A 15905-nucleotide genomic window follows, 5' to 3' on the forward strand; every position below is an offset into this window, starting at 1 on the left:
CTCACGCGAACCTCGCCTTCAGTCGCTCATAGGCCGGCCAGCTCCGGCGGCGACGAGGCTTCAGGGCGCGGAACAGCAATCGCATCGCGATCACGGTGGCGACGATCGGAAGGAGGTACTGGAAGACGTTGACCCAGGCGTTCCAGGCGCTGGCGGCGACGATGCCGTAGCCGATGATGCGCACGATCAGGAAGGCGCCCGCCGCCTTGGCGATCCGCAAGGTGTAGCCGGTGCGGCTGAACTGGCCGCCCATGATCGCCGACAGCGCCATGGCCATGGCCAGCAGGGCGTACAGCGGAGCGGACAATCGGGAGTGGGCTTCGGCCAGCAGCTCGCCCGCGGAACCGACCGAGTCCAGTTCGCGCGGCGACGGATTAAACAGCTGGGTCAGATACAGGTCCGACGGCTTGTAGCGGACCTCTTCGGTGATGTCGGTATAGGGCGACAGATCCACGACCGTCCGGTCGAAGGAGGTGAACTCCAGCACGCCCCGCGACGAATAGCTCTGGCGTGAGCCGTTCAGCAGATCCAGCGTGGGTAGGCCGTCGACGCGTCCGAAGCGGGCTTCCGCGGCGTCCCAGGTGGTCACTTCGTCGCCCTTCTGAATGTACACGAAGAGGTTCTTCAGAAGGCCGTTCTGTTCGATCTGCTGGACATAGACGGTCAGACCGTCGGGCCCCTGCACGAAGCGGCCCTCCTCGACCAGAAGGGCGGCCAGATCGGTCCTCACAGCGAAGGCTTCGACGCGCGCCTGGCGCTGCGCCCACGGCTGCAGGGTCGTGGTGATGGCCAGGGTCAACAGCGCGGCGATGAAGGCGATCCGCACCGCCGGCCGAATCGCTGACCAGCGCGTCACGCCCGAGGCGAACACCGCCGTGAGCTCCTGTTCGCGTTGCAGCCGGGTCAGGCCCATCAGGGCCCCTACAAACAGGCCGATGGGAATGATGACGGCCAACAACTGCGGCACCGCCAGCAGCGTCAGCTTGATCATGACCCAGATGCTCTGACCCCGTTCGACGATCACCTCGAGCTGGTCGAGGCTCTGGCTGAGGATGCCGATTCCGGCCAGCGCGGCGCACGCCCCGACGACGGGGCGCGCAATCTGGCGGAATAGATAGCCTTGAATCAGCGTCATACGCGGCAGGAAATAGCCCGTTGCAGGTGGCGGCGAGGGAGAGCATCTAATACACACCCGTTCGCGCCGGTGAAACCGCGCGACCATTCCCAGATCCACAAGCTCGGGACTTCCACCGGGCGGGAGCAGTAAATGAAGATCGAGTTCGTCGCGTCTGCTAGCGCCGCTGAGGTTCTGGCCGTTCTGGTGCATGAGGGCCGCGCTTTCCTGAGCTCGGGTCAACACGTTGACGCCGCGACCTCCGGCGCCCTGACCAAGGCCATGACCGCCAGCCGCTTCACCGGCGGTTCCAACAGCACCCTGCTGGTCGCCGCCCCCGCGGGCGTCGACGCCGCCGCCGTCGTCCTGACCGGCGCGGGCGATCCAGCCAAATTTGACGATCTCGCGCTCGAAGCCGCCGCCGGCGCCGCCTATCACGCCGTGAAGATGTCGGGCGCGACCGCGCTGACCATCGACGCCTCAGACCTGTCGGCCGCCCAAGCCGCACGCGCCGCCTTCGCCGCCCGACTGGCCAGCTACCGCTTCCTGAAATACCGGACCACGCTGAAGCCGGAGAAGACGCCGTCAATCGAGACCATCAAGATCGTCGCCGCCGATCCGAAGGCCGCCGAGGCCGCGTATGCGGCGCTCGCCGCCGTGGCCGAGGCCGTCGAGTTCAGCCGCGATCTGGTCAGCGAGCCGGCCAACGTCCTGTACCCGGAAGAGTTCGCCAAGCGCGTGAAGGGGCTCGAGAAGCTCGGCCTCGAGGTCGAAATTCTTGGCGAGAAGGAGCTGGAGAAGCTCGGCTTCCGCACCCTGCTGGCCGTCGGCCAGGGCAGCGTTCGCGACAGCCAGGTGGCTATCATGAAGTGGAACGGCGGCGCCAAGGGCGACCAGCCGATCGCCTTCGTCGGCAAGGGCGTCTGCTTCGACACCGGCGGCATCTCCATCAAGCCTGCTGAAGGCATGGAGGAGATGAAGTGGGACATGGGCGGCGCGGCCGCCGTCACCGGCCTGATGCACGCGCTGGCCGGCCGCAAGGCGAAGGTCAACGCCGTCGGCGTCATCGGTCTGGTCGAGAACATGCCCGACGGCAACGCCCAGCGTCCGGGCGACATCGTCATGTCGCTGTCGGGCCAGTCGGTCGAGGTGCTGAACACCGACGCCGAGGGACGCCTCGTCCTGGCCGACTGCCTTTGGTACACCCAAGAGCGCTTCAAGCCGAAATTCATGCTCGACCTGGCCACCCTGACGGGCGCCATGATCGTGGCTCTGGGCCTGGAGTATGCAGGCGTATTCTCGAACTCCGACGAGTTGGCGAACAACTTCCTCGCCGCTGCTCCGAAGGTCGGCGAGAATGCCTGGCGGATGCCGATCCCCGCGGCCTATGAGCGCCACATCGACAGCCCGATCGCTGATGTGAAGAACACCGGCAACGGCCGCGCCGGCGGCTCGATCACCGCCGCTCTGTTCCTGCAGCGCTTCACCAACGGCACGCCGTGGGCGCACATCGACATCGCCCCGACCGCCTGGGTCAAGGACAGCAAGTCCGCGACCGTGCCGGACGGCGCCGTCGGCTGGGGCGTGCGCACGCTCGACCGGATGGTGGCCGACAGCTACGAGTCCTGATCGCTCCAACTGCATGAGGGGGTAGGGCTAGGTGTCTGACGCCAAACCCGAAATCTGGTTCTACCACCTCGAGCGCTCGACGCTGGATCAGGTGCTGCCTGGTCTGCTGGAGAAGACTCGGGAGCGCGGTTGGCGGGCGATTGTGCGCGCCGAATCCTCGGGCCTGCTCGATGACCTCGACGAACATCTATGGACTTGGCGAGACGAGAGCTTTCTCGCTCACGGCCGTTCGTCCGAGCCCGAGCCGGGGCGCCAGCCCATCCTGCTGACCGAATCCCTTGAGAACCCTAACGGCGCTCAGGCGCTGTTCATCGTGGACGGCGCAGAGCTTGGCGATACGAAAGGGTTTGATCGATGCTTCATCATCTTCGACGGTCGGGACGAGGCATCCCTCACTGGGGCTCGCGCGCGCTGGAAGACGTTGAAGGCGGCCAACGCCAATCTGGCCTACTGGAAGCAGTCGCCCGAGGGGCGCTGGGAAAAGGCGGCCTGATCGTCCTCGCGGCGAGCCTCGCCGCCTGCGCCGCCTCGACGCCCGCCGCCGACGCCCCCGCGCCGCGCACAGTCGAGGAAGCCCAACTCAATCAGCCGGTTGGAACGCCCACCGTGAATCCGACCGCCGATCTTTGCCGCGCGGGCGAGATGCAGTGGCTTGTGGGGAAACCGAAGACCGAAATCCCCGTTCCGGTAGATGTGGTCAGCCGTCGAGTGACCTGCACGACCTGCCCTGTGACCGAGGACTACTCCCCGACCCGCCTGAATATCTTCTTCAACGAGCAGACGTCCGTGGTCGAGCAGGTGCGCTGCGGCTGACGTCGGAACGGAGACGCGTCCATGAAGTCCATCCTCACCCTCGCTGCGGCCGGCCTGCTGATCGCCTCCTGCGCCTCATCGACGGATCCCACGCCCGCTCCGGATGCGCCCGGCGAAAGTCTCGCCCAGTGCAAGGCCGACCGGTATCAGCAGTACATTGGCCGCAATCGATCAGAGCTGCCGGCCAAACCCGCTGACGCCAACTGGCGCGTAGTGTGCAGCACCTGCGCCATGACGATGGACTTCCACGAAGAGCGGATGAACGTCGTCTACGACCAGAACACCAATGTCATCACCAGGGTCTTCTGCGGATGAAAACGCTCCTCGCCATGGCGGCCATTGGAGCCGTCACGCTCGCCGCCTGCGGAAGCAGCGGCTCGTCCAGCCCGCGGCCCAGTCCGCAGCGCTGCGACGCGGATACGCATCGGCACCTCATCGGCACCCGCGCCGACGCGCTGAATTTCCCGCCGGGTTCGAACGTTCGGGTGGTGTGCACCACTTGCGCCTCCACGCAGGATTTCCAGCGCGATCGCCTGAACATCCGGTTCGACCAGGCCACCGGACTGGTCACCGCCGTTGACTGCGGCTGAGCCTCGCCAGAAGCTCAGGGTGCGGCTGTAGCTGCGACGGGCGGGCAGGACAGTCTGACGGCTCAGCTGCGCTCCAGACCTGCGATCGCCTCGCTGATGTCCTCGGCCTTGGCTGCGACCACCGCCTGGGCGTCGTAGAGGCCGCGGTTGTAGAAGAACGGCCCGATCTCGCGGCCCAGGAAGTCGAGCAGCATCTCGGCCGGCAACGCGCCCAGATCGAGCTCCAGCTCGTCACGGAAATAGGTCTGCAGGCGGCCGGTGATGGCCGCCGTCTCCTCGCGGCTGAAGGCGATCGGCTTCATCCGACGGCCGCCAGGGCTTCTTCGGCTTCCATCCAGGCGGTCTCGGCGGCCTCGAGGTCGGACTGGGTCTTGCCGCGAGCGCGCGTGAGGCCTTCCAGCGCCTTCGGATTGCTGACCGCGGCGTTGGCCAGGTCGTCGTCAATTCGGGCAATCTCGGCGGTCAGGGCGGCGACCCGCTCTTCAGCCTTCTTGACCGCGTGGCGCAACGTCGAGGGCGAAGGGCCCGAACGCTTCTCGTTTTTCTTGCCCTTGTTCGGCTGGGGCGCGTCCGCCTTGGCCTCTTCCTTGATCTGGCTGGGCTTGGAGACGGCGGCCTTGGCGCGGTCGAGGACGAATTTGGCGTAGTCGTCCATGTCGCCGTCATAGGGCTTCACCGTGCCGTCGGCGGCCAGCCACAGACGGTCGGCGACCATTTCCATCAGCGAGCGGTCGTGGGTGATCAGGATGACGGCGCCCGAATATTCGTTCAGCGCGTCCAACAGGGCGCGGCGGCTGTCGATATCCAGGTGGTTGGTCGGTTCGTCGAGGATCAGGACGTGGGGCGCGTCCATGGCCACCTGGTTGAGCAACAGGCGCGCGCGCTCGCCGCCAGACAGGGAGGCCACGGTGGTCTCCTGCTTTTCGTAGCCTAGTCCCCACTGCGCCAGTTTCGAACGGCGGCTGCTTTCGGAGGCGTCCGGCATGGCTCGGCGCATGATCTCCAACGGGGTGTCCGTCGGGTCCATGGCCTCGATCTGGTGCTGGTGGAACCAGCCCACCCGCATCTTGCGGTCGCGGTGCAACTCGCCCTCGGAGACGTTCAGGGCGCCGGCGATCATCTTGGCGAAGGTCGACTTGCCGGCGCCGTTGACCCCGAGCAGGCCGATGCGGTCGTCCAGGTCCATGCGCAGGTTGAGATTGCGCAGGATCGGCCGGCCGGTCTCGTAGCCGACATTGGCGCGCTCCAGGCGGATCAGCGGCGGGGCCAGCGGACGCGGCGGGGAGGGCAGGATGAAGGGGGCGACGCGCTCTTCGATGGTGGTCGAGACCGGCTCCATCTTGGCCAGCCGCTTCATGCGCGACTGGGCCTGGGCGGCCTTGGACGCCTTGGCCTTAAAGCGATCGACGAAGGCCTGCAGGTGGGCGCGCTCGGCGTCCTGCTTGGCCTTGGCCGACATCTGCAGCCGGGCCTTCTCGGCGCGGGCCTTCTCGAACTGGTCGTAGTTGCCCGTGTAGAGCGTCAGATTGTGGTTCGCGAGGTGCAGGATGTGGGTGCAGACCTCGTTCAGCATCTCGCGGTCGTGGGAGATGATCAGGGCCGTGTGCGGGTATTTCTTGAGGCGAGCCTCAAGCCACAGGGCGCCTTCCAGGTCGAGGTAGTTGGTCGGTTCGTCGAGCAGCAGCATGTCCGGCTCGGCGAACAGGGCGGCGGCCAGGGCCACGCGCATCCGCCAGCCGCCGGAGTATTCCGACATCGGCCGCTGCTGGTTTTCCTGGCTGAAGCCCAGGCCGACCAGGATTTCCGCAGCGCGGGCCGGGGCGGCGTCGGCGTCGATCTCGATCAGTCGGGTCCAGATCTCGCCCATCTCCTCCGGCTCGGCCGTCTCCAGCCGCGACAGCAGGCAGTGGCGCTCCTCGTCGGCCTCCAGGATGGTCTCCAGCACGCTGACGGGCGTGGCCGGGTGTTCCTGGTCCACCGAGCCGATGCGGGCCGTCTTGGGCAGGCTGATTTCGTCGCCGCCAGCAGCCAGTTCGCCGAGGATCAGCTTGAACAGAGTCGATTTGCCGATGCCGTTGCGGCCGACCAGGCCGACTTTGGAGCCGGGCGGCAGGCTGACGGACGCGTCCTCAAGGAACTTGCGTCCCCAGGCGTTGAAGGTCAGGTCGGTGATCTGCAGCATCGGTACGTCGAATTCTTGAACGGCCTCTTGTCGGCGGACGCCATTCGGCGGGCGATAGAGGCAAAATTGTGAGGCGGTTGGAAAGCGGGGAGGGCGCCGCTATAAGCCCGCGACCCTCAATCTCCCAAACAAGAAGTCACTTCCCATGACCGAACGTACCTTCTCGATCATCAAGCCCGACGCCACGCGCCGCAACCTGACCGGCGCCATCAATGCCGTGATCGAAGGCGCCGGCCTGCGCATCGTCGCCCAGCGCCGCGTCAAGCTCTCGGAAGAGCAGGCCAAGAAATTCTACGCCGTCCACGCCGAGCGCCCGTTCTACGGCGAGCTGGTCGGCCAAATGACCGCCGAGCCGGTCGTCGTCCAGGTCCTGGAAGGCCCCAACGCCGTCGCCGCCTACCGTGAAGTCATGGGCGCCACCAACCCGGAACAGGCCGCCGAAGGCACCATCCGCAAGCAGTTCGCCCTGTCGATCGGCGAGAACTCGGTCCACGGCTCGGACTCGCTTGAGAACGCCGCGATCGAAATCGAGCAGTTCTTCTCGGACGACCAGATCGTCGGCTAACGCCTGTTGGGCCGCGGTCACAAGGCTCCGCCTTGTCGATCCGACGCGGCCTGGCGCAATAGAAAGACGGCCCCGGCGATCGCTCGCCGGGGCCGTTTTCTTTTCAGGCCTTACCAGATCCGGGCGCGGGCCCCGGGCTGGAGGTACTGCTCGTCGCCCGGTTTGACGCCGAAGGCTTCGTACCAGGCGTCGATGTTCCGCACCGGCACGGCGGCCCGGTACTGGGCCGGCGCGTGCGGGTCGACCGTCACCTGCTGGCGCAAGGCCTCGTCACGGATGTTCTCGCGCCAGACCTGGGCCCATCCAAGGAAGACGCGCTGATCGCCGGTCAGACCGTTGATCACCGGGGCGGGCTGGCCGTTCAGCGACAGGTGATAGGCGTCCAGCGCCATCAGCAGGCCGCCCAGGTCGGCGATGTTTTCGCCCATCGTCAGGTCGCCGTTGACGTTGACGCCCGCGAACGGGCTCAGCGCGGAATACTGGGCGCCCAGCACCTTGGCGCGCGCCTCGAACTTCGCCGCGTCCTCGGCGGTCCACCAGTCGCGGAGCACGCCGTCGCCGTCGACCTTGCGGCCCTGGTCGTCGAAGCCGTGGGTCACTTCATGGCCGATCACCGCGCCGATGCCGCCGTAGTTCACGGCCGGGTCGGCGTTCGGATCGAAGAAGGGTGCCTGCAGGATCGCCGCCGGGAAGGTGATCTCGTTGCGCGGCGGGTTGTAGGAGGCGTTCACCGTCTGGGGCGTCATGCCCCATTCCTTCGGGTTCACCGGCTTGGACAGCTTGTCGAGGTTGAACGCCCATTCGAAGGCGGTCGAGCGCTCGACGTTGCCGTACAGGTCCCCGGCGTTCAGCTGGAGGCCGTCGTACGAGCGCCATTCGTCCGGATAGCCGATCTTCACCCCGAAGCGGCTCAGCTTGTAGAGCGCCTGTTCGCGAGTCTCCGGGCCCATCCAGTCGAGGCCCTCCAGACGGGTCTTCATGGCGGCCAGCAGATTGTCGACCAGGGTCTCCATCTGGGCCTTGGACTCGGCCGGGAAATGCTTGGCCACATATTCGCGACCCAGCACTTCGCCCAGCGAGTTGTCGACCAACTGCACGCCGCGCTTCCAGCGCGGCCGGTTCTCGGGCTGACCGTTCAGGGTCTTGCCGAAGAAGTCGAAATTGGCGTCGACGAAGTCCTGCGACAGATAGGGCGACGCCTGCTCAATGACGTGGAAGGCCTGCCAAGCCTGCAGGGTCTCGACCGGCGTCTCGGAGAAGACGCGGGCCATGCCCGGGAAGGCGGTGTTGTTGCCGGCGATGAGCACCGGCGCATTCTGCACGCCGGCCCCGCGGGCCCACGCCTCCCAGTCGAAGCCGGGCGCGGCGGCGGCCAACTCGGCGCGGGTCATCGGGTTGTGCAGCTTGTCGATCTGTCGGCTCTGGACCTGGGTCCAGTGCTGCTCCGCGATGCGGGTCTCGAAGGCGACCACGGCGGCGGCGGCCGCTTCGGCGTCCGGCCAGCCGGCCAGGCTCAGGCTGCGAGCGACATAGGCCTGGTAGGCCGTCCGGGCTTCAGCGAACTGCGGCTCCAGGTAGTAGTCGCGGTCGGGCAGGCCGATGCCGCCCTGGAAGATGTAGGCGCTGTTCTTGGAGGGCTCCTTGAGGTCCTCGAACACGGCCAGGCCGAACAGGCTGGCGCCGAAGCCCATCTGGCTCCGGCCCATAAGCTCGGCGATTTCGGCGTGGCTGTCGGCGGCGCGCACGGCGTCCAGATCGGCCTTCAGCGGCGTCGCGCCGAGGCGGTTCACCGCCGCCTCGTCCATGAAACTGGCGTAGAAGGCGCCGATGCGGGCGGCGTCGGCGCTGTAGGTCGGATTGGCCGCGCTCTGCTCGATCAGGGCCTTAAGGTTCTCCTGCGAGCGGTCGTAGAGCATGTCGAACACGCCGTAGGAGGTCTTGTCGCCGGGGATGGCCGTGTCGCGCAGATAGACGCCGCTGGCGTAGCGGTTGAAGTCGTCGCCCGGCTTCACAGCGGCGTCCATGCCGGCCATGTCGAAGCCGAAGCCGCCAATCTCGGCGTGGCGACCAGAGCCGGCGTCGGTCGCAGGCGCCGCGGCGTGGGTCTGGGCCGAGGCGACGCCGGCGGCAGCGAGAAGAACGGCGCCCGCAACGCAGGCCGTAAGACGAAGTTTGAGCATAGGCGCCCCTCAGAACGGAAAATCCGTGCGGGACCCTGACTCACCCCCGACGAGCTGTCGCCGGGAAACGCCCGGATTACAAAAAACTCATCTGTCGCGGCAGAAGGCCGCCAGGGTCTCTGGGTAGAGGCGATGTTCGGCGGTCAGGACACGCTGGGCAAGCGCGGCCGGGGTGTCGTCGGCCAGAACCGGGACGGCGGCTTGACCCAGGGCCGGGCCCTCGTCGACGCCTTCGGTGACGAGATGGACGGTGCAGCCGGCTTCCGTGTCGCCCGCCTCGATCGCGCGGGCGTGGGTGTCGAGGCCGGGGTATTTGGGCAGCAGGCTGGGATGAATGTTCAGCATTCGCCCGTCCCATCGGCTCACCAGCCAGGGCGTCAACAGCCGCATATAGCCGGCCAGGGCCACCACCTCGACGCCGTGCTCCATCAGGATCGCATCGATCGCCCGCTCGTGGGCCTCACGGTCCTTGCCGAACGGGCGGTGGTCGACGGCGGCGGTCGGTACGCCCTTGGCCTCGGCGACGGCCAGGCCGCCGGCGTCCGGCTTGTTGGAGAGGACCAGAACCACCTCATAGGGCGCGTCATCCGCCTTTGTGGCATCGATCAAGGCGGCCATGTTCGATCCCGATCCGGAGATCAGAACGGCCACGCGCGTCGGCGGGACGGGCGATCCGACCATCGGACGATCCTCTCTGGAGGCGACCTAGGCGGCTACCAGCTGGCCGCAGACGAAGGCGACCTCGCCGGCGTTGAGCAGGGCGGCGAGGACCGGTTCGGCGTTCTCGGCGGCCACGATCAGGATGAAGCCGATGCCGCAGTTGAAGGTCCGGCGCAGCTCATTGTCCGAGATGCCGCCCACTTCGCCCAGCCACTGGAACACCTGGGGCACCGCCAGGGTGTCCCAGTCGAAGCTGGCCTGCAGGCCGTCGGCGATGCAGCGCGGCGGATTCTCGATCAGGCCGCCGCCCGTGATGTGCGCCGCGCCCTTGACCAAGCCGGCCTTCATCAGCGGCAGGACCGGCTTCACATAGATGCGGGTCGGCTCCATCAGCGCCTGGGCCAGGGTGCGGTCCTTGGCGAAGGGCGCGTCATCGCCCCATGACAGGCCGGACTTCTCGACCACCTTGCGGATGAGCGAATAGCCGTTCGAATGCGGGCCAGACGAGGCCAGGCCGATGATGATGTCGCCCGCCTGCTGGCGGTCGAGGTAGGGCAGGGCGTGGCCGCGCTCGACGGCGCCCAGCGAGAAGCCGGCCAGGTCGTAGTCGCCGCCCTGGTACATGCCGGGCATTTCGGCGGTCTCGCCGCCCACCAGGGCGCAGCCGGCCTGGCGGCAACCCTCGGCGATGCCGGCGACGACGCGCTTGGCGGCGTCGATCTCGAGCTTCCCGGTGGCGTAATAGTCGAGGAACAGCAGCGGCTCGGCGCCCTGGGCCAGCAGGTCGTTGACGCACATGGCCACCAGGTCGATGCCGACGCCGTCATGACGGCCGGTCTCGATGGCGATTTTCAGCTTGGTGCCGACGCCATCTGTGGTGGTGACGATCAGCGGGTCCTCGAAGCCGGCGGCCTTGAGGTCGAACAGGGCCCCGAATCCGCCCAGCGAGGGCTCAGAACCGGGGCGGGCGGTGGATTTGGCCAGTGGCTTGATCGCGTCGACCAGCATCTCGCCGGCGTCGATATCGACCCCTGCATCGGCGTAGGTCAGGCCATTACGGAGCTTGTCGGGGGTGTCGCTCATGGGTCACGGGCCTGAATCAGTGGGCGGATTTATGCGGGGGCTCTTGCCACAACCGTATTGCGCGGGGCTATAGCACTCGAATGACGCCGATCACCACCACTGACGCACTGCGCGACTTCTGCGCGCGTCTGGCCCAAGCCCCCTTCATCACGGTCGACACCGAGTTCATGCGGGAGACGACCTACTGGCCGCGCCTGTGCCTGATCCAGGCCGCGTCGCCGACCGATGCGGCCATCATTGACCCGATGGCCGAAGGGCTGGACCTCGAACCCTTCCTCGAGCTGCTGCGCGACGAATCGATCCTCAAGGTCTTCCACGCCGCGCGCCAGGACGTCGAAATCTTCGTGAAGCTGGGCGCCATGCCCAAGCCGATGTTCGACACCCAGGTCGCCGCCATGGCCGCCGGCTTCGGCGATCAGGTCTCGTACGAGGCTCTGGTCCGCCAGATGCTGCGTCAGGAAGTCGACAAGGGCAGCCGGTTCACTGACTGGGCTCGCCGCCCGCTGTCGGACGCCCAGCTGGTCTACGCCCTGGGCGACGTGACCCACCTCGCGGCCCTGTATCCCAAGCTGCGTGACCGCCTGAACAAGGACGGGCGCCTGGAGTGGGTCATGGCCGAGATGGAGGACCTGACCGATCCGGCCCTCTACGACACCGATCCGGAAAAGGCCTGGAAGCGGCTGAAGCCCAAGAAGTACGCGGCCAAATACCTGGCGGCCTTCGTGTCCGCCGCCGTATGGCGCGAGCGCGCCGCCCAGGAGCGCGACCAGCCGCGCGGCCGCATCCTCAAGGACGAGGCCATCGACGAGATCGCCGCCCAGGGCCCGACCGATCCGGACGCCTTCAACCGCCTTCGCTCGGTGCCCAAAGGCTTCGGCGCCTCGCGCCTGGGCCTGGAGTTGATCGCCGAGCTCAAGCGCGTGCTGGCCGATCCGGAGGCCCACGCGCCCAAGCTGGAGCGTCCCGCCCACAACCAGCCTGCGCCGCCGTCGGTGGTCGAGCTGCTGAAGGTCCTGCTCAAGGCCAAGAGCGACAACGCGGGCGTGGCCACCAAGCTGATCGCCAACGTCGCCGACCTCGAGAAGATCGCCCTGGACGACAACGCCGAGGTCGAGGCCCTGCACGGCTGGCGCCGCCAGCTGTTCGGCGAGGATGCGCTCAAGCTCAAGCGCGGCGAGATCGCCCTGGTCCTGAACGGGCCGCGGGTCGAGGTCGTCGAGATCGAATAGAAAAAGGGCCGCTCCTTCGAGCGGCCCTTTTGTTTTAGGCCACCGTGGCCTTGACGATCTTGCCCGGGTTGCGGGGCGGCTCGCCCTTCGGCAGGGCGTCGACGTGGTCCATGCCTTCAATGACTTCGCCCCAGACCGTGTACTGGCGGTCGAGGAAGGTGGCGTCGTCGAAGCAGATGAAGAACTGGCTGTTGGCGCTGTTCGGATCCGAGGTGCGGGCCATGGAGCAGACGCCGCGGACGTGCGGCTCGGCCGAGAACTCGGCCTTCAGGTTCGGCTTCTTCGAGCCCGAGGTGCCGGTGCCGGTCGGATCGCCGCCTTGGGCCATGAAGCCCGGGATGACGCGGTGGAAGACCACGCCGTCGTAGAAGCCTTCTTCAGCCAGCTCGGTGATGCGGGCGACGTGGCCGGGGGCCAGGTCGGGGCGCAGCTTGATGACGACGTCGCGTTGTTCGCCGTCGCCGGTGTCGAGGGAGAAGGTCAGGGTTTCGGCCATCGGCGCGGTCCTTTGCACTAAAGGGGAAGGGAAAGTGGCGCGGGTCATAGCCCGTGATCGCCGTCGCCGCTATGTGGGAAGCATGAGTGACGAGGAAAAGCCCGTAGAACGCCGCCGCATGGTCCGTCCGCCCTCGGGCGGGACCGCTGCCGGTCGTGGCATGGGCACCAAGATGAAGACGGCGGACACCAAGTCGATGTCCAGCCAGCAGTGGATCAAGCGTCAGCTGTCCGACAAATGGTCCGAGAAGGCCCGCGCCGAGGGCTGGCGCAGCCGCGCCGCCTTCAAGCTGATCGAGATCGACGATCGTTTCCGCCTGATCAAGACGGGCAGCCGGGTCATCGACCTGGGCGCGGCTCCGGGCGGCTGGGTGCAGGTGGCGCTTCAGCGGGGGGCCAAGGCGGTGGTCGGGGTCGACCTGCTGCCGATCGAGCCGATCCCCGGCGCCGAGCTGGTGCAGGCCGACTTCACGCATCCGGGCGTCGATCAACAGATGATCGACCTGCTGGGCGGGCCGCCTGACCTGGTCCTGTCCGACATGGCCCACAACACCGTCGGACACCGCCAGACCGATCACCTCAAGATCATCGCCCTGATTGAGATCGCCGCCGACTTCGCCATCCGCACGCTCAAGCCGGGCGGGCATTTCGTGTCGAAGAATTTCCAGGGCGGCGACGCCGGCGGCGTGCTGACGCGGCTGCGCGCCGAGTTTGAGACGGTGAAGTATGTGAAGCCCGCCTCGAGCCGTAAGGACAGCGCCGAGGTCTTCCTGGTGGCGTTGAACAAGCGCTAGGCGGAGGCCAGTTCCGCCGCGCGCTTGGCCTTCTTGGCCTCGATCCGCGTCCAGATGCGGTCGTGGACGGTGAAGAAGACGGTCTGGACCAAGGGCTCGATGATGCCGATGGCCAGGGCAAGGCGGATGTTCTGGGTCAGGGCGAAGGCCACCGTCACCGCCACGGTGAAATGCATCAGGCCGTAGGTGACGGTTTTGAGCGCGATCTGTTTGAGCGAGCGGGGCAGGGCGTGGCTATGGCCGTGGTGACCGTGGCCGTGGCCATGGGCCCGGGTCTGCTCCTCCGGAGTCATCACTTCCAGGCGAGCGGTGAACGCCTCGGCGGCCTCCTCGACATTGGACAGCATCCGCCGCCGCTCGATGCGGTGCCAGACGCGGTCGTGGATCGAATAGGCGATGGTCTGGAAGAAGGGCTCGACGACCCCGACAGCCAGCGCCAGCCGCCAATCGCGGGTGATCGCGAAGGCGACCAGGATCGCCACAACCAGGTGCATGACCCCATAGCTCGCGATCTTGAGCGCGAGCCGTCGGGCGGTGCTGATGATCAATCCTACCATCTATCCTCAGATGTGGGTCCGGCGCCGCAACAGGCAAGGCAATTGTTCTTATCGTGAGGATAGGCGCGACGGGGCCTTGCGGTTCCCCGCCTTCCGGCTCTATACGCGGCCCGCAAAACGGAGACTCCTCATGGAGATACGCGAAGGGCTCACCTTCGACGATGTTTTGCTGGAACCCGGCCCGTCCGAGATCATGCCCGCCAATGCGGATGTCTCGACGAAGCTCACCCGCGACATCAAGCTGAACATCCCGGTGACCTCGTCCGCCATGGACACCGTCACTGAAAGTCGACTGGCCATCGCCATGGCCCAGGCCGGCGGTCTGGGTGTTCTTCACCGCAACCTCTCGGTCGAGGAACAGGCCGACCAGGTTCGTGAGGTGAAGCGCTACGAGAGCGGCATGGTCATCAATCCGGTGACCATCCATCCGGAGACGACCCTCGGCCAGGTCCGCGACATCGTCGCCCGCAAGAAGATCTCGGGCTTCCCGGTGGTCGATCCGAAGTCGGGCAAGCTGGTCGGCATCCTGACCAACCGCGACATGCGCTTCGACACCGATCCGAACCGCAAGGCCGCCGAGCTGATGACGACCGGCGACCTGGTCACCGTGCGCGAAGGCGCGGGTCGCGACGAGGCCCAGAACCTGCTGCGCACGCGCAAGATCGAACGCGTCATCGTCGTCGACGACGCCTATCGGGCGGTCGGCCTGATCACCATGAAGGACATCGAGAAGGCCCACGCCTTCCCGAACGCCGCCAAGGACGAGCAGGGTCGCCTGCTGGTCGGGGCCGCCTCCACCGTCGGCGACGCCGGCTTCGAGCGCTCTATGGCCCTGGCCGACGCCGGGGTGGACGTGGTCGTCATCGACACCGCCCACGGCCATTCGATCCAGGTTTCGCGCGCCGTCGAGCGGGTGAAGCGGGAATCGAACCGCCTGCAGGTGATCGCCGGCAACGTCGCCACCTACGAAGCCGCGCGCGCCCTGATCGACGCCGGCGCCGACGCCGTGAAGGTCGGCATCGGCCCAGGCTCGATCTGCACCACCCGCATCGTCGCGGGCGTCGGCGTGCCCCAGCTGACCGCCATCATGGAGGCCGTCCGCGCCGCTCGTGAAAGCGGCGCCCCGATCATCGCCGACGGCGGCATCAAATATTCCGGCGACTTCGCCAAGGCCATCGCGGCGGGCGCTTCCGTCGCCATGATGGGCTCGATGTTCGCGGGCACCGACGAAAGCCCGGGCGAGGTCTTCCTGTACCAGGGCCGGTCCTACAAGTCGTACCGCGGCATGGGCTCGGTCGGCGCCATGGGCGCCGGCTCGGCGGACCGCTACTTCCAGAAGGAAGTCGAGGACACGCGCAAGCTGGTCCCCGAGGGCATCGAGGGCCAGACGCCGTACAAGGGGCCGATCGCCCCGGTGCTGCACCAGATGGTCGGCGGTCTGCGCGCCGCCATGGGCTATGTCGGCGCCGCCACCATCGCCGACCTCCAGGAACGCGCCCGCTTCGTGCGCATCACCGGAGCCGGCCTGCGGGAGAGCCACGTCCATGACGTGATGATCACGCGCGAGGCGCCGAACTACCGTCAGGGCTGAGAAGGGGAGGGCCGGCAGGCATGGATATGACGCCTGAGTTCATCATGCTGGCCTTCACCCTGATCCTGGCGCTGGTCCAGATCGGGGCCGCCGCCATAGCCCGCACCGCCGAGCTCGGCGCCAAATGGAACGCGGGACCGCGCGATGCCGAGGTCCCGCCGCCCGGCAAGCTGGCCGGCCGCCTCATGCGGGCCCAGGCCAATCTGTTCGAGACCCTGCCGATCTTCGCCGCCGCCGTGATCATGGCGCATATCGCCGGTAAGGACGGGCAACTGACCTTCCTGGGCGCCCACCTCTATTTCTTCGGCCGGGTGATCTACCTGCCGCTCTACGCCTTCGGCGTGCCCTATATCCGCACCCTGGCCTGGCTCGCCGCCGCCGCCGGGCTGGTGATGTGCATCGTCGCCCTGTTTGTCTGAAAGA

General features: G+C 67.1%; 18 protein-coding genes. 10 read left to right on the forward strand and 8 right to left on the reverse strand.

Going from position 1 to position 15905, the window contains the following annotated elements; all coding sequences use genetic code 11:
* Nucleotide 1 precedes the first annotated feature (1 nt).
* Nucleotides 2–1135: an LptF/LptG family permease gene (locus tag ASC65_RS14920; protein ID WP_056455040.1), complete on the reverse strand. Its 1134-nt coding sequence runs from the start codon at nucleotides 1133–1135 to the stop codon at nucleotides 2–4.
* A gap of 132 nt (nucleotides 1136–1267) precedes the next feature.
* Here ASC65_RS14920 and ASC65_RS14925 point away from each other — a divergent pair, with 132 nt between their 5' ends.
* From ASC65_RS14925 to ASC65_RS14945, 5 genes are all read left to right on the forward strand, one after another.
* On the forward strand, nucleotides 1268–2743 hold the full coding sequence (locus ASC65_RS14925) for a leucyl aminopeptidase (protein ID WP_056455042.1): 1476 nt from the start codon (nucleotides 1268–1270) through the stop codon (nucleotides 2741–2743).
* 31 nt (nucleotides 2744–2774) lie between these two features.
* Nucleotides 2775–3236: a DNA polymerase III subunit chi gene (locus ASC65_RS14930; protein ID WP_056455048.1), complete on the forward strand. Its 462-nt coding sequence runs from the start codon at nucleotides 2775–2777 to the stop codon at nucleotides 3234–3236.
* Nucleotides 3237–3349: 113 nt separating this feature from the next.
* The gene (locus tag ASC65_RS17785) at nucleotides 3350–3556 is read left to right on the forward strand and encodes a hypothetical protein (RefSeq protein ID WP_056455051.1); all 207 of its coding nucleotides are present in this window, start codon (nucleotides 3350–3352) and stop codon (nucleotides 3554–3556) included.
* 21 nt (nucleotides 3557–3577) lie between these two features.
* Nucleotides 3578–3871 (forward strand): hypothetical protein, encoded by a 294-nt coding sequence (locus ASC65_RS14940; protein WP_056455052.1) that lies wholly within the window; start codon nucleotides 3578–3580, stop codon nucleotides 3869–3871.
* Entirely contained in the window at nucleotides 3868–4146 is a 279-nt protein-coding gene (locus ASC65_RS14945; protein WP_156459694.1) for a hypothetical protein, read from the forward strand. The genes ASC65_RS14940 and ASC65_RS14945 overlap by 4 nt, the downstream gene beginning before the upstream one ends.
* A 62-nt stretch (nucleotides 4147–4208) precedes the next feature.
* Here the strand turns inward: ASC65_RS14945 and ASC65_RS14950 are convergent, their stop codons facing one another.
* Together ASC65_RS14950 and ASC65_RS14955 are read right to left on the reverse strand one after the other, a co-directional pair.
* Nucleotides 4209–4448, reverse strand: a complete 240-nt coding sequence (locus ASC65_RS14950) for a DUF2164 domain-containing protein (RefSeq protein WP_056455055.1) — start codon at nucleotides 4446–4448, stop codon at nucleotides 4209–4211.
* The gene (locus ASC65_RS14955; protein WP_056455058.1) at nucleotides 4445–6328 is read right to left on the reverse strand and encodes an ABC-F family ATP-binding cassette domain-containing protein; all 1884 of its coding nucleotides are present in this window, start codon (nucleotides 6326–6328) and stop codon (nucleotides 4445–4447) included. The genes ASC65_RS14950 and ASC65_RS14955 overlap by 4 nt, the downstream gene beginning before the upstream one ends.
* Before the next feature lie 145 nt (nucleotides 6329–6473).
* Between ASC65_RS14955 and ndk the strand changes: the two genes are divergently transcribed.
* Nucleotides 6474–6893 (forward strand): nucleoside-diphosphate kinase, encoded by a 420-nt coding sequence (gene ndk, locus ASC65_RS14960; protein ID WP_056455062.1) that lies wholly within the window; start codon nucleotides 6474–6476, stop codon nucleotides 6891–6893.
* Between the two features lie 110 nt (nucleotides 6894–7003).
* Here ndk and ASC65_RS14965 read toward each other — a convergent pair whose 3' ends face one another.
* The 3 genes from ASC65_RS14965 to purM form a co-directional block, all read right to left on the reverse strand.
* Nucleotides 7004–9073 carry a M13 family metallopeptidase gene (locus ASC65_RS14965; RefSeq protein WP_056455064.1) on the reverse strand — a complete coding sequence of 690 codons (2070 nt, stop codon included), beginning with the start codon at nucleotides 9071–9073 and terminating at the stop codon, nucleotides 7004–7006.
* 87 nt (nucleotides 9074–9160) lie between these two features.
* Nucleotides 9161–9754, reverse strand: coding sequence for a phosphoribosylglycinamide formyltransferase (gene purN / locus ASC65_RS14970; protein ID WP_056455067.1), 594 nt, complete (start codon nucleotides 9752–9754; stop codon nucleotides 9161–9163).
* 24 nt (nucleotides 9755–9778) lie between these two features.
* Nucleotides 9779–10816 carry a phosphoribosylformylglycinamidine cyclo-ligase gene (gene purM / locus ASC65_RS14975; protein WP_056455069.1) on the reverse strand — a complete coding sequence of 346 codons (1038 nt, stop codon included), beginning with the start codon at nucleotides 10814–10816 and terminating at the stop codon, nucleotides 9779–9781.
* A gap of 80 nt (nucleotides 10817–10896) precedes the next feature.
* Between purM and rnd the strand changes: the two genes are divergently transcribed.
* The gene (gene rnd, locus ASC65_RS14980) at nucleotides 10897–12045 is read left to right on the forward strand and encodes a ribonuclease D (RefSeq protein ID WP_056455072.1); all 1149 of its coding nucleotides are present in this window, start codon (nucleotides 10897–10899) and stop codon (nucleotides 12043–12045) included.
* 34 nt (nucleotides 12046–12079) lie between these two features.
* On the opposite strand, the gene ASC65_RS14985 is transcribed toward rnd, so the two are convergent.
* Nucleotides 12080–12541 carry a peptidylprolyl isomerase gene (locus ASC65_RS14985; RefSeq protein ID WP_056455079.1) on the reverse strand — a complete coding sequence of 154 codons (462 nt, stop codon included), beginning with the start codon at nucleotides 12539–12541 and terminating at the stop codon, nucleotides 12080–12082.
* 82 nt (nucleotides 12542–12623) lie between these two features.
* Between ASC65_RS14985 and ASC65_RS14990 the strand changes: the two genes are divergently transcribed.
* Nucleotides 12624–13334: an RlmE family RNA methyltransferase gene (locus tag ASC65_RS14990; RefSeq protein WP_056455082.1), complete on the forward strand. Its 711-nt coding sequence runs from the start codon at nucleotides 12624–12626 to the stop codon at nucleotides 13332–13334.
* On the opposite strand, the gene ASC65_RS16865 is transcribed toward ASC65_RS14990, so the two are convergent.
* Nucleotides 13331–13891 (reverse strand): DUF2061 domain-containing protein, encoded by a 561-nt coding sequence (locus ASC65_RS16865; RefSeq protein WP_082526076.1) that lies wholly within the window; start codon nucleotides 13889–13891, stop codon nucleotides 13331–13333. The genes ASC65_RS14990 and ASC65_RS16865 overlap by 4 nt on opposite strands.
* Nucleotides 13892–14021: 130 nt before the next feature.
* On the opposite strand from ASC65_RS16865, the gene guaB reads away from it, so the two are divergent.
* Nucleotides 14022–15482: an IMP dehydrogenase gene (gene guaB / locus ASC65_RS15000; RefSeq protein WP_056455085.1), complete on the forward strand. Its 1461-nt coding sequence runs from the start codon at nucleotides 14022–14024 to the stop codon at nucleotides 15480–15482.
* A gap of 20 nt (nucleotides 15483–15502) precedes the next feature.
* The gene (locus tag ASC65_RS15005; RefSeq protein ID WP_235561511.1) at nucleotides 15503–15901 is read left to right on the forward strand and encodes an MAPEG family protein; all 399 of its coding nucleotides are present in this window, start codon (nucleotides 15503–15505) and stop codon (nucleotides 15899–15901) included.
* Nucleotides 15902–15905 lie beyond the last annotated feature (4 nt).

This window comes from Brevundimonas sp. Root1279, from assembly GCF_001425945.1.
GTDB lineage: Bacteria > Pseudomonadota > Alphaproteobacteria > Caulobacterales > Caulobacteraceae > Brevundimonas.

What these genes read in the sequence shown, in the direction of transcription:
- ASC65_RS15005 (WP_235561511.1), top strand. Translation starts at nt 15,503, where the DNA reads ATGGATATGACGCCTGAGTTCATCATGCTGGCCTTCACCCTGATCCTG.
- guaB (WP_056455085.1), top strand. Translation starts at nt 14,022, where the DNA reads ATGGAGATACGCGAAGGGCTCACCTTCGACGATGTTTTGCTGGAACCC.
- purN (WP_056455067.1), bottom strand. Translation starts at nt 9,754, where the DNA reads ATGGTCGGATCGCCCGTCCCGCCGACGCGCGTGGCCGTTCTGATCTCC.
- ASC65_RS14965 (WP_056455064.1), bottom strand. Translation starts at nt 9,073, where the DNA reads ATGCTCAAACTTCGTCTTACGGCCTGCGTTGCGGGCGCCGTTCTTCTC.
- ASC65_RS14925 (WP_056455042.1), top strand. Translation starts at nt 1,268, where the DNA reads ATGAAGATCGAGTTCGTCGCGTCTGCTAGCGCCGCTGAGGTTCTGGCC.
- purM (WP_056455069.1), bottom strand. Translation starts at nt 10,816, where the DNA reads ATGAGCGACACCCCCGACAAGCTCCGTAATGGCCTGACCTACGCCGAT.
- ndk (WP_056455062.1), top strand. Translation starts at nt 6,474, where the DNA reads ATGACCGAACGTACCTTCTCGATCATCAAGCCCGACGCCACGCGCCGC.
- ASC65_RS14990 (WP_056455082.1), top strand. Translation starts at nt 12,624, where the DNA reads ATGAGTGACGAGGAAAAGCCCGTAGAACGCCGCCGCATGGTCCGTCCG.
- ASC65_RS16865 (WP_082526076.1), bottom strand. Translation starts at nt 13,891, where the DNA reads ATGGTAGGATTGATCATCAGCACCGCCCGACGGCTCGCGCTCAAGATC.
- ASC65_RS14950 (WP_056455055.1), bottom strand. Translation starts at nt 4,448, where the DNA reads ATGAAGCCGATCGCCTTCAGCCGCGAGGAGACGGCGGCCATCACCGGC.
- rnd (WP_056455072.1), top strand. Translation starts at nt 10,897, where the DNA reads ATGACGCCGATCACCACCACTGACGCACTGCGCGACTTCTGCGCGCGT.
- ASC65_RS14985 (WP_056455079.1), bottom strand. Translation starts at nt 12,541, where the DNA reads ATGGCCGAAACCCTGACCTTCTCCCTCGACACCGGCGACGGCGAACAA.
- ASC65_RS14945 (WP_156459694.1), top strand. Translation starts at nt 3,868, where the DNA reads ATGAAAACGCTCCTCGCCATGGCGGCCATTGGAGCCGTCACGCTCGCC.
- ASC65_RS14940 (WP_056455052.1), top strand. Translation starts at nt 3,578, where the DNA reads ATGAAGTCCATCCTCACCCTCGCTGCGGCCGGCCTGCTGATCGCCTCC.
- ASC65_RS14920 (WP_056455040.1), bottom strand. Translation starts at nt 1,135, where the DNA reads ATGACGCTGATTCAAGGCTATCTATTCCGCCAGATTGCGCGCCCCGTC.
- ASC65_RS14955 (WP_056455058.1), bottom strand. Translation starts at nt 6,328, where the DNA reads ATGCTGCAGATCACCGACCTGACCTTCAACGCCTGGGGACGCAAGTTC.